This window comes from Cupriavidus sp. FW305-3-2-15-C-LB2, assembly GCF_058787575.1.
In genome coordinates this window covers 59,823-72,154 of record NZ_JBYSZW010000025.1, presented here as the reverse complement: position 1 = coordinate 72,154, position 12,332 = coordinate 59,823, and the positions used below count along the sequence as shown (strand labels likewise).

Here is a 12,332-nt window from a genome sequence, read left to right as displayed (position 1 = left end):
GCGATGCCACACCGCCGTGCATAATGGCGGTCGTCCGGTGCATGGGCGTGCCATCTTTTTTACAAATTCTTACGGCACCCAATCCCTACCGCGTTCGGGGGAAGCCGGCGCGGCCCGGATATATCATTATGCTGACAATAAAGGCCAGGCCGGTGGCCGCGCTCGCGTCGTGCACAGACATACATGAGCGCGCCCACTGTATGCGGGCCCATACATAAAAGCTCGGAACGGGGAATCCATCATGGCGTTTCAAACCCAGCTGTCCGGAATTTCGGTTGCGGACAGCCCCACCACCCGTCGCGCACGGGATCTGGACTGTTTCCGTTGTTTGCATTTGAGCCGAGCCGCGCCCGCCGTACGCCCGTACCGCAAGCGCGGCTGACGTGCGCCCGCAGCACGGTGGCGCGCGTTAACGCGCGAGCCGGCTCAATGTCTCAGCGTTGGGACAATTGTTGACAATGTGATCCATGCGTCTGTCCTAGCATTCGTTTCCGGATACCATCAGATTTTTCCGATTTTGAGATCCACAGTCGGACACAAGGCGGCAGCGACCGCCTCAGGGAATGTCGTGCGTGAGGCACTTGCCGGCGTGCGCAGACAAGAGGAAGTAAAAGCCTGTGAAGCAGCTGGAGGAAGCACAAGGGAACCGGGGCGGCGGCCGCATGCCGTTCCGATCGGGGTGGGTAGGGATGCGCATGGCGCAGCGGGTGCAAGGCATCGCGCTGGCGCTGGCCCTCGGGGCGGCGACGGCTGCGGCCGCGCCGGCGCCCGCGGCGCAGGCGCCATCCATGCCGTCGATCGCCTTGCACTACGGCGCCAAGCCGCCGGTTGACGCTCTGCAAGCCTTCGACATCGCCGTGGTCGAGCCCGACAGCGGCTTCGACCCGCGCCAGGCGGCGACGCCGGCCACGGCCTGGTTTGCCTATGTCAGCGTGGGCGAGGTGCTGGAGAGCCGCGCCTACTTCAGGGACATCCCCAAAGCCTGGTTCGTCGGGCGCAATGACGCCTGGAACGCGCCGGTCATCGACCAGGCAGCCGACGGCTGGCCCGCCTTCTATGTCGACAAGGTGATCGCGCCGCTGTGGCAGCGCGGCTTCCGCGGCTTTTTCCTCGATACCCTCGATTCCTACCAGCTTGCCGCCAGGACCGACGCCGAGCGCGCACGGCAGGAAGCGGGGCTGGTGCGCGTGATCCGCGCGATCAAGGCGCGCTACCCCGAGGCGCGCCTGGTCTTCAACCGCGGCTTCGAGATCCTGCCGCAGGTGCATGACCTGGCCTATGCCGTTGCCTTCGAGTCGCTGTTCCGCAGCTGGAACCAGGCCCAGGGCCGCTATGTCGACGTTGCGCAGGCTGACCGCGACTGGCTGCTGGCGCAGGCGCGCACCATCCGCGAGCAATACCGCCTGCCGGTGATCTCGATCGATTATTGTCCGCCGGCGGACCGCCGCTGCGCGCGCGAAACCGCGCAGCGCATCCGCGCGCTGGGGATCACGCCCTATGTGGCCGATCCCGGGCTGCAGACGGTCGGCATCGGCAAGGTCGAGGTGCTGCCCCGGCGCGTGCTGGTAGTGCAGGAGCGCCGCCCCGGGGTGTCGATCGATGATTCCGAGGGTGTGCGCTTTGTCTCGATGCCGCTCAACTACCTTGGCTATCGCGTGGATTTCGCCGAGACCAGCGAGGACCTGCCCGAGATCGGGCCGGACCGCTACGCCGGCGTGGTGGTGTACCTGTCAGGCAATGTCACGGCGCAGCCGGGACGCTTCCATGCCTGGGTGCAGGCGCGCATGGCGCAGGGCATGCCGGTGGTGTTCCTCAACGACTTCGGCACCAGCATGAGCGGCACGGTGGCGCGCAGCTTCGGGCTGAAGGCAGTCAAGGGCCGCGTGTCGGGCCCGGTCGAGGTGCTGGCCAAGGACCGGATGATGGGCTTCGAGATGCCGGTGGCCCCCGACCGCACCCAGGCCGAAGCGATCCAGGTGCCGGACGGCGCCGGCTACCGTTCGCTGCTGCGCCTGCGTTCGGGCACGCTGACCTATGACGCCGCCGCGATCACGCCGTGGGGCGGCTATGTGCTGGGGCCGTATGCGGTGCGCCAGAGCGGCAACGGCAACGGCCAGAGCCGCTGGGTGGTGCAGCCGCTGGACTTCCTGCGCGAGGCGCTGCGCCTGCCCGCCATGCCCGTGCCCGATGTCACCACCGAGAACGGCCGGCGCCTGCTGACCATCCATATCGACGGCGACGGCTTTGCCTCGCGCGCTGAGATTCCCGGCGGCGGCTTCTCCGGCGAGGTGCTGTTCCGCGAGATTTTCGACCGCTACCGGCTGCCGATGACGATGTCGGTGATCCAGGGCGAAGTCAGCAAGGACGGCATGTACCCCAGGCTCAGCGCCGAGCTTGAGCCGATCGCGCGCAAGATCTTCGCGCAGCCCTATGTCGAGGTGGCCAGCCATACCTTCTCGCATCCGTTCGAGTGGTCGCGCACCGTGCCGGCCCAGCCAGGGCAGCCAACGCAATCCAGCGGCGCCGCGGTGGTCGAGGGCGACGAGGCCTTCCACCTGAGCATCCCCGGCTACAGCATGGACCTGAACCGCGAGATCGGCGGCTCCATCGACTACATCAACCGCACGCTGGCGCCGGCCGGCAAGCCGGTCAGCATGCTGCTGTGGTCGGGCGACTGCCAGCCGCCGGCCGAGGCGCTGCGGCTCACCGAGAAGGCGCGCGTGCTCAACATGAACGGCGGCGATACGCTGATCACGCGCAGCAACCCGAGCTGGACCGCGATCGCGCCGCTAGGCATCAACAAGCCCGGCGGCACCTTCCAGGTGTTTGCGCCCAACCAGAACGAGAACGTCTACACCAACCTCTGGCACGGCCCGTTCTACGGCTTCGAGCGCGTGATCGAGACCTACGAGCTGACCGACAAGCCTTATCGCTTCAAGCCGGTCAATATCTACTACCACAGCTATTCGGGCACCAAGGCCGCGTCGCTGAAGGCGCTGCGCAAGGTCTATGACTATGTGCTGGCGCAGCCGCTGCTGCCGCTGCACTCCACCGACTACGTGCGCAAGGTGCTCGACTGGCAGGACATGGCCGTGGCGCGGGATGTGGGCGACGGCCAGCCGGGCGGCACCGGTGCTGAATGGATCGTTCGCGGCGACGGCAACCTGCGCAACCTGCGCTGGAGCGGCGCGGGCATGCCCGACGTGGGCGCGGCGCACGGCGTGACCGGCACCTCGCCGGCACCGGGCGGCGGCGTCTACCTGCACCTGGATGGCGGCGATGCGCGCTTCGCCGTGCGCGACACAGTCACCGCCCCGGCCGCGCCGCAGCTGGCCGAAGCCAACGGCATCGTGCGCGACTGGTCGCAGCGCGATGGCGTCACGCGCTTCGCCTTCAGCGGCTACTTCAAGCCATTCTTCCGTCTTGCCAACGCCGGCAACTGCCGTGTGAGCGTCGATGGCAAGCCCGTACAGGCCGTCCGCGAGCGCAACACGCTGCGCGTGGATACCGCACCCGTCACCGATCCGAACCATGCCAGGCAACAAGTCGAAGTCCGCTGCGCCGGTTGAGCGCGAGCGGCTGCTGCCGCCGGCGCTGGTGCTGACTTTCACTGCGATGGTGGGGATCGGCCTGGCGCTGATGTTCCCGCGCGAGACTCTGCGCGAGCGCCTGCTGGGCCAGGGCCGCACCATCGACGGGCTGACCATGGCCTACCTGGAAGCCTGGTGGAAGGTCACGCCCGACGACCCCGGTTTCATGGGCGTGCTGGCCGAACAATACGCGCGCACCGGCCGGCTGGAAGAGGCGCAGGCCATGCTGGCGCGCATGCAGGCGGTGCAGGGCACCGACCTGTCGGGCCAGATCCTGCGCACGCGCATCGAGATCGCGCAGCAGCGCGCCTGGGCCGCGCTGCCGGATACGCCTGAGCGCGAACAGAACCTGGTGCAGCTGCGCAGCCTGCTGGACCAGGCTGCCGGGCGCAGCTGGGGGCTGGCCGACCTGCAAACACTGGCCACGCAGTCGCGCCAGGCCGGCGCCCAGGACGCGATGCGCAAGTTCTATGCGGCGCTGGCCAGCCAGGACCGCAACAACGCGGCCTTCTGGAACCGCCAGCTGGCCGACATGGCGATCGCGGGCGGCGACTATCGCAACGCCGCCAACGCCTTGTTCGCGCAGCAGGCGGCCGCCACCACGCTGGCCGAGCGGCGCGCGCTGTTCCTGAAGGCGGTGCAGACGCTGCAGTCAGGCAACCTGCTGGACGAAGCGCTGGCGCAGGCCGAGCGCCACGGCGGCAAGCTGCTGGACGATCCGGAGGTGCTGCGCTACCTGACGAAGCTGGCGCTGGCGGCCAACAAGCCGGAGCAGGCCAGCCGCTATGTCGAGCGGCTGCTGAAGGTTTCGGCGCGCACGCGCGATGCCGGCCCGGCGGCGCTGGCCGCACGCCAGGCCGAGGCGCGGCGTATCGCCGCCAGCCAGCCGTGGGCCGAGCGCGGCCTGGTCTTCCTCGACGGGCCGCGCGGCCTGGCCTTGCGTGAAGCGCTGGCCGCCTCCGGCCAGCTGGGTACGCGCAAGATTGCGGCGCAAGCTGCTGCGCCCGCGCAGGCGCCGGCGGAGCCAGCCGACAAGCCGTTCAACGCCGACGACTACGAACTCGCCTATCGCGTGTTCCTGTCAGCCGGCAAGCTCGACCAGGCGCAGCGCGTGGCCGAGACCGCGGTGCGCCGGCTGCCGGGCGAGGCGATCTGGCGCGAACGGCTGGCGCAGGTGGCCGAATGGAACCGCCAGCCGGCCGTGGCCCTGAAGAGCTGGCTCGACTATGCCCGCGCCACCAACGACGAGCGCGCGTGGGATGCAGTGATGCGGCTCGCCCCGGGCCTGTCCGACGATCGCGCCTACCTGGCCGCGCTGCGCCACCGCGCGGGCGGCTCGGACCTGAAGACCGTGGACGAGGTGGTGGCTGCCTACGAACGCCTGGGCGAGCCGGAAGAGGCCATGCGCTTCCTCGAAGGCCTGAGCCACGGCCCCAGGGCTCGCGACATCATGGAACGCCACGCCGCGCTGGCCGAGCGCGCCGGCAAGGACGAGCGCGCGTTCCAGATCTATACGCAGATGCAGCAGCGCTTCGGCCCGCGCCCCGCCTATGCGCTGAAGCTCGCCAACCTGCTCTATGTGCGCGGCAAGCTGGCGCAGGCGCTGGACGCCATGCTGCCGGCGCGTGCCACGGCCGGGAAGGATGACATCCTCTACTGGCGCACCTTTACCGAGCTGGCGCGGCTGAACCAGCGCGACGACCTGCTCAAGGACGGCTATCGCCAGCTGATGCTGGCGGCGGCGCAGACGCAGGACGAGCACTGCATGGAGAGGCCGGCGGGCCCGGCGCGCAACGACTGCCTGGACGAGGTCCGCGACACGCAGGAGGCGGATTTCTCCAACCTGATCGCCTACTACGACAAGACCCCGATCGACGCCGGGCGCATCGCCGAGGCCGACTGGCGCCGCGGCGGCAAGCCGGAATCGCTGGAACTGGCGCTGTACTACTACACGCGTGCCCACGCCTACCGGCGTATCGGGCGCCTGTTGCAGGACATGACGCCCGAGCAGCGCCAGGCGGCAGCGCAGTCGAGCCGCTTCCTGATGCGGCGCGCGGAGTACTACCGCGTGACCGGCCAGCGCGACCACGCCCTGGCCGACCTGCGCCGCGCCGCGGGCCTGCGCGATGCCGACAGCGAAACGCTGGCGGCGCTGCTGTGGACGCTGGTCGACCAGGGCAGCGATACCGAAGTGCGCGCGGTGATGCGCCGCGTCAAGGACGACGCGGAAGACAACCCCGACCTGTGGGGCGCCTTCGCCGCGGGCCATATGCGTTTCCAGGACGGGCGCGCGGCCATGCACTACCTGCGCAAGCTCAACGACGGCAAGAGCGCCGATCCGCTCTGGCTCAGCCTGATGGCCGATGCTTATGAAGCCATCGGCCAGACCGACATGGCCTGGCGCGTGCGCCGCCAGGCCTGGATCGACCTGCACCATGGCTGGTCCCAGGGCGGGGTGCGCTATGCCCGGCTGCGGCCCGACAACACCGACGGCGACGAAGAGTACGAGAACGAGTCCGGCGCGCCTTCGCGCGCGGACCTGCGCCGCCAGACCGTGGCGCTGGGGCAGATCTTTGCCTCGGGCGATGTCTCGCGCGCGCTGGTGATCCAGATGCTGCGCGCGGACCGCGCTTCCACGGCGGCGCGCGAACTGGTGCCGCCGATGGCGGGCGCGCCGTCGCAGTTGGGCGAGGTGGCCGGGCTGCCGCCGCTTCATGAGGCGGCAACCGCGCCCGCGTCCGCGGAGGTCGCGCGCAATGCGGCCCGCCGCGATGCCGCGCTGTCCGCTGCCGGGCGCGATGCCGCGCTGGCATGGGCGATGTCCGCGGAATCCAACGAACTGGCGCGAAGCTGGCTGGCCCGCCAGTACGTCAACCGGCTGCAGCGACCGGCCTATGCCGAGGTGGCGATCGCGCTGGACCGGCAGGACATGAACAGCCTTGACCGTATCCTGGAGCGCCAGGCCGGCCGCGTGCCGGTGGCCAACCAGATCGAGGCCAACCAGCAACTGAACCGCATCAGCGCCGCGCAGACGCTGGCCTTCGAAACCCAGGAGCGGGCCCGTTCCGATGACACGCTGCAGGACTCCTTGCAGGAGACGCTGCTCTACAACGCCCAGGCGATCGAGCCGCGCGTGAGCTTCATGCACCAGAAGCCGCTGGAATATACCGAAGGCAGCCTCGCGGGTGGCGTGCGCCTGTGGGACGGGTATGACCTGAACCTGCGCGGCACCTGGCGCGACCAGCGCAGCACCGATCCGCAGCAGCTGGTGAACGTGCCGTCGTCCGACCGGCGCGCCGACCTGTCGCTGGGTTATCGCGACAACAGCAAGCGCTGGCGTGCCACGGCAGGCTACCGCGAGGGGCTGGACACAATGGCGACCGCGCGCTTCTTCGGCGAGTGGAACCAGCAGGGCCGGCTGCAGTTCAGCACGCTGGCCGGGCTGAACCAGCCGGCCGACGAATCGGCGCCGCTGCGCGTGGGCGGGGCCAAGGACGTCGTGGGGCTGGGCGCAACCTGGCGCTTCAGCCTGCGCGAGTTCGTCGGCGCGCGCATCGAGTACAGCAGCTTCCGCGGGCAGGACCGCAGCGCGCTCGGGCATGGCATGGTCTATGACGTCGAGGCTGGCTACAGGATCCGCACCTCGTATCCGGACTACACCGTGCGCGTGGTCAGCACGCATGCCAACTACAGTGCCAACGGCGGCGGCCTGACGCCGCGCATGGCGTCGCTGGTGCCGGTCGGCGACGAAGCCACGCCGGCGTTCTACATGCCGCAGGGCTTCACGCAGGCCGGCGTGCTGTTCGGCTTCGGCACTGAGCTGCTGGACGAATACACACGCAAGTGGCGGCCGTTCGGTGAAGTGGGGCTGCTGCGCGACACGCGCGCACGGCAGAACTTCCGCGTGCAGGGCGGGGTGGCCGGATCGGTATTCGGCAACGACCACCTGGCGCTGTATATCTCGCATGAGACCGCGGCGCGCAACGGTGGCAGGCCGCTGACGGAACTGGGAATGCGCTATCGCTGGCTGTACTGAGCCGGCGGCAGCGGATGGCAGGGATCGGGTAACAACAGGACATGGAAAAGGGGATGAAGATGAACAAGCAAACCACGGCAATGACGGGCAAGACAGTGGCCAGGCGGCTGGCGGCATGGTGCGGCGCGCTGGGCGCGGCACTGTGGCTGGCAGGCTGTGCGGTGACGGATGTCGGCCGCGCGCCGGCGCTGGCCCGCGGCGAGATCATCGCGGTGCTGCCGATCGTGAACTACACCGAGACGCCGCAGGCCGGCCTGCGCGCCGAGGCGATTGCCGAGAGCCTGCTGAAGACCGGCGGCGTGGCCAGCCTGAAGCGTTATCCGGCCAGCCTGAACCCGGAAACGCTGTTCGAGCCGGCCGAGCGCGAAGCCGTGGGCAAGGCGCTGGAATGGGCGCGTGCCGAGAAGGCCCGCTACGCGCTGACCGGCGCGGTGCAGGAATGGCGCTACAAGGTGGGCGTGGACGGCGAGCCTGCGGTCGGCATCTCGCTGCAGCTGCTGGACGTGAACAGCGGTGAAGTGGTGTGGTCGGCCACCGGCAGCGACAGCGGCTGGAGCCGCGCCTCGCTGTCGGGCACCGCGCAGAAGCTGCTGCGTCGCCTGCTGGCGCCGCTGATGCAAGGCTGAGGCGGCGGCAAGCCACCAGGAAGAGGCTGCACACCGATGCGGCGATGCAATGGTTGAAGCAAGGGGATGAGCGTGGCCAATACGGCTGACAAGACATATCGCGCGCGGCAAGGACAGGGCATCGGCCTGGGTGGGCGCTATGCGCGCCTGCTGGCGCCGGCGGTCAGCGGGCGCGCGGCCGTGGTGGAACTGGTGGTGGCCATGCTGGCCGCAATGGGGCTGGCGTGGCTGGTGCTGCCGCAGAATCCGCTGCTGCTCGGCATGGGCTTTCCGTGGGCCTGGCTGCTGCCGGTGATCCTGGCGCTGCGCTATGGCACGCTGATCGGCGTGGGCAGCGTGCTGATGCTGCTGGGCGGCTGGTACTTCTACCAGCAGACCGGCGTGATGGCAGGGCCCTTCCCGCGCCTGTTCTTCCTCGGCGGGCTGCTGCTGGTGCTGGTGGCCGGACAGTTCGGCGATATCTGGGGCACGCGCCTGGCGCGCGCCCGCGCCGTGAACCGCTACCTGGACGAACGCCTGGCGGCGCTGACCAAGAACCACTACCTGCTGCGCATCTCGCATGAGCGGCTGGAAAACGACCTGCTGGCGCGGCCCACCACGCTGCGCGACACGCTGTCGCAGCTGCGCAGCGTGGCGCTGGACGAGGCCGCGCGCACCGGCCAGGTGCTGGCCGGTGCGCAGCCGATGCTGCAGGTGGTGGCGCAGGCCTGCCAGCTTGAGGCAGCCGCGCTCCATGCCTGCGATGGCGAGCACGTGGATGGCGTCCCGGTCGCCAGCATCGGCCCGGAATTCACGCTCGACACCACCGACCCGTTGGTGCGCCACTGCCTGGACACGCGCCAGCTGGCGCACCTGAGCGCCGACGGCCTGCAGCATGGCGCGCAGACGCGCTACGTGGCGGTGGCGCCGGTGCTGGCCGGCTCCGACCACCTGATCGGCCTGCTGGTGGTCGAGCGCATGCCGTTCCTGTCGCTGACCTACGAGAACCTGCAGATGCTGATGGTGCTGCTGGGCTACTACGCCGACGGCGTGGAGCACGCCGGCGCCACCCGCACCATCCAGGCGGCGCTGCCGGCCTGCCCATACCCGTTTGCGCTGGACTATGCGCGGCTGTCGCGGCTGCGGCGCGAGACCGGCATCGAAAGCTCGGTTGTGGCGCTGGTGTTCGACGCGGATCCGGAGCGCGATGCGCTGTTCGAGCAGGTGGTGCGCAGCCGGCGCGCGCTGGATGTGGCGTGGCCGGTGGTCAACGCCCATCACCGCGCGATGCTGACGCTGATGCCGCTGTCCGATACGCAGGCGGTGGCGGCCTACCTGGTGCGCATCGAAGACATGCTGCGCGCGCAGTTCGGCACCGACTTCACCAGTGCGGGCATCGGCGTCTATACGCTGGCGGTGCCCGGCGCCGGCTCGGAAGACGCGCTGGTCAAGCTGCTGCGCCGGGCCCAGGTGGATGGCGCGATCGCGCCGGCCACGCTGCCGGCCGGGGAAGCGCCCCATGTTTAAGCTCGGCGCCAGCGGGCTCGTCGCCCAGATCGCCGCGCTGGCGCTGCTGGCGCGCGCCGGCAACAGCACCGCGCTGCTGCTGGCCTTCTTCGGCATGCAGGCGGTGGCCGCCGCGCTGACGGCGCTGCTGCTGTGGCGCCTGCTGCCGCGGCGCTTTCGCGTGCCGTTCGGATGGAGCTATGGCTTTCTCGCGCTGTTCTGCTTCTTCGTGCCGCTGGGCGGCGCGCTGGTGTGCCTGGGCAGCTACCTGTTCTCGAAGCTGTTCCCGCGGCGCGTGGACACCAGCGGCATCGGCACCGTGGGCTTGCCCGAGTTCGTCACGCACCTGATGTCGCGCGTCACCCACGGCGGCGGCGCGCGCCTGCGTGCGCAGCTGGGCAATGCGCGCGCGCCCCTGCCCGAGCGCATGACCGCGCTGGTGGCGATGCAGTCGATGCCGGCGCGCACCGCCAGCCCGGTGCTGCGCGAACTGCTGGCCGACAGCGTCGACGACGTGCGGCTGCTGGCCTACGGCATGCTGGACGGCGCCGAGAAGCAGCTGACCCAGCAGATCCTGGCCGAGCTGCCGCGGCTGGAGAGCGCCAACAGCGCCAGCGAGCGCGCCGAGATCAGCAAGCGGCTGGCCGACCTGTACTGGGAACTGATCTACCAGAACCTGGTGCAGGGCGACGTCTACCGCTACACCGCCAGCCAGGTCGAGCGCTACGCCAGCGCGGCGCTGCAGTACGACGACAGCAATGCCTCGCTGTGGTACATGCGCGGACGCCTGGCGCTGGCGCGCAATGCCCCGCGCGAGGCGCGTGAATGGCTGCAGCGCGCCGAATCCCTCGGCTTCGCGCGCGAACGCGTGCTGCCGCACCTGGCCGAGGCCGCCTACCTGGAACGCGACTATGCCGCGGTGCGCCAGCTGATGGCATCGTTTGACAGCCCCTCGCCGCTCCCGCTGGTGCGGCCCCTGCTGCGGTACTGGCAATCATGAGCAAGATCCTGGTAAAAGCGACGTCGGCCGACGTCATGTTGCTGCTCGAAGGCACCTTCCCGTATGTGAGCGGAGGGGTGTCGAGCTGGGTCAACCAGATGATCCGCGCGTTCCCGGACCTGCGCTTCGGCATCGTCTTTATCGGCAGCCGGCGCGAGGACTATGGCGACATGGCCTACCAGCTGCCGCCCAACGTGGTACACCTGGAAACGCACTACCTGTACGACTTCCCGCCGCCGCCGCTGGTCCAGGGCAGCACCGGCGATGCCAAGGCGTTCGACGCCTCGGACCGCCTGCACGAGCTGCTGCGCGACCCGGGCCGCGAGGCCGAGGCCGGCGCCATGATGCGCGAGCTGATGCCGGCGCTGCGCGAGGGTGGGGCGCTGGGCGAGGACGCCTTCCTGTACAGCCGCCGCGCCTGGCAGACCATCACCGAGCAATACCGGCGCTTCTGCACGGACCCGTCGTTCACGGACTATTTCTGGACCGTGCGCATCATGCACAAGCCGCTGTGGCAGCTGGTGCGCATTGCCGACAACCTGATCCCGGCGCGCGTCTACCACACGGTTTCCACCGGCTATGCGGGCTTTCTCGGGGCGCTGCTGCGCCACCGCAACCAGCGCCCGCTGCTGGTGTCGGAGCACGGCATCTACACCAAGGAACGCAAGATCGACCTGTTCCAGAGCCAGTGGATCCGCGACAACCGCAATGTGTTCGAGCGCGACATCTCCCAGATCAGCTACTTCCGCGAACTGTGGGTGCGCTTCTTCGAGACCATCGGCCGGGTCTGCTACGACGCCGGCGACGACATCGTCGCGCTGTATGAGGGCAATCGCCGCCGCCAGGTGCAGGACGGCGCGCCTGAGGTGCGCACGCGCAGCATCCCCAATGGCATCGACCTGCCGCGCCTGGCGCCGCTGCGCGCCCGCCGCAAGCCGGGCGTGCCGCCGGTGCTGTGCCTGATTGGCCGGGTGGTGCCGATCAAGGACGTCAAGACCTTTATCCGCGCCATGCTGACGGTGGTGCGCGAGTACCCCGACGCCGAAGGCTGGATCGCCGGCCCCGAGGACGAGGATCCCGACTACGCGCGTGAATGCCGCAGCCTGGCCGAGAGCCTGGGCTTGGGCCAGAAGGTCAAGTTCCTGGGCTTCCAGCGCATCGACGCGCTGCTGCCGCAGGTGGGCGTGCTGGTGCTGAGCTCGATCAGCGAGGCGCTGCCGCTGGTGGTGCTGGAAGGCTTTGCCGCCGGCGTGCCGTGCGTGACCACCGACGTGGGCTCGTGCCGCGAGCTGCTGTTCGGCCTGCCCGGCGACGACGCCGCGCTGGGCTCGGCCGGCGAGGTGGTGCGCATTGCCGACCCCGCGGCCCTGGCCGCGGCGGCGCTCGGGCTGCTGCAGGACCCGGCGCGCTGGCAGGCGGCCCAGGCCGCCGGCGTGGCGCGCGTGGAGCGCTACTACACCCAGGACCGCATGGTGGGCAGCTACCGCGAACTGTATCAACGGCTGATGGCGCAGGCAGACGGCGCCGGGCATGGCGGACCTGAGCGGCAGGGCGGCGGCAACCCCGCGCGCTGCCCGGTCCACGGAGGAGCCTGA

6 protein-coding genes are annotated in these 12,332 nt (G+C 69.7%); all 6 read left to right on the top strand.

The window, feature by feature from the left end; translation table 11 throughout:
* Positions 1–662 precede the first annotated feature (662 nt).
* The 6 genes from AC3WRR_RS19040 to pelF all read left to right on the top strand — a co-directional run bounded on the left by AC3WRR_RS19040 (position 663) and on the right by pelF (position 12,332).
* A complete protein-coding gene (locus tag AC3WRR_RS19040) occupies positions 663–3,569 on the top strand; it encodes a bifunctional glycoside hydrolase/polysaccharide deacetylase family protein (protein WP_492297818.1) in 2,907 nt (968 codons plus the stop codon).
* Positions 3,532–7,626, top strand: coding sequence for a tetratricopeptide repeat protein (locus AC3WRR_RS19035; RefSeq protein WP_492297816.1), 4,095 nt, complete (start codon positions 3,532–3,534; stop codon positions 7,624–7,626). The genes AC3WRR_RS19040 and AC3WRR_RS19035 overlap by 38 nt, the downstream gene beginning before the upstream one ends.
* Before the next feature lie 59 nt (positions 7,627–7,685).
* Positions 7,686–8,252, top strand: a complete 567-nt coding sequence (locus AC3WRR_RS19030; RefSeq protein WP_041688544.1) for a transporter — start codon at positions 7,686–7,688, stop codon at positions 8,250–8,252.
* Positions 8,253–8,318: 66 nt separating this feature from the next.
* Positions 8,319–9,758 carry a PelD GGDEF domain-containing protein gene (locus AC3WRR_RS19025; protein WP_492297815.1) on the top strand — a complete coding sequence of 480 codons (1,440 nt, stop codon included), beginning with the start codon at positions 8,319–8,321 and terminating at the stop codon, positions 9,756–9,758.
* On the top strand, positions 9,751–10,737 hold the full coding sequence (locus AC3WRR_RS19020) for a tetratricopeptide repeat protein (RefSeq protein ID WP_010810936.1): 987 nt from the start codon (positions 9,751–9,753) through the stop codon (positions 10,735–10,737). Before AC3WRR_RS19025 ends, AC3WRR_RS19020 begins: the two co-directional genes overlap by 8 nt.
* Entirely contained in the window at positions 10,734–12,332 is a 1,599-nt protein-coding gene (pelF, locus tag AC3WRR_RS19015; RefSeq protein ID WP_010810937.1) for a GT4 family glycosyltransferase PelF, read from the top strand. Before AC3WRR_RS19020 ends, pelF begins: the two co-directional genes overlap by 4 nt.

Excerpts from the sequence above, each read along its gene's own strand:
- AC3WRR_RS19040 (WP_492297818.1), top strand. The coding sequence starts at position 663 with ATGCCGTTCCGATCGGGGTGGGTAGGGATGCGCATGGCGCAGCGGGTG.
- AC3WRR_RS19035 (WP_492297816.1), top strand. The coding sequence starts at position 3,532 with ATGCCAGGCAACAAGTCGAAGTCCGCTGCGCCGGTTGAGCGCGAGCGG.
- AC3WRR_RS19030 (WP_041688544.1), top strand. The coding sequence starts at position 7,686 with ATGAACAAGCAAACCACGGCAATGACGGGCAAGACAGTGGCCAGGCGG.
- AC3WRR_RS19025 (WP_492297815.1), top strand. The coding sequence starts at position 8,319 with ATGAGCGTGGCCAATACGGCTGACAAGACATATCGCGCGCGGCAAGGA.
- AC3WRR_RS19020 (WP_010810936.1), top strand. The coding sequence starts at position 9,751 with ATGTTTAAGCTCGGCGCCAGCGGGCTCGTCGCCCAGATCGCCGCGCTG.
- pelF (WP_010810937.1), top strand. The coding sequence starts at position 10,734 with ATGAGCAAGATCCTGGTAAAAGCGACGTCGGCCGACGTCATGTTGCTG.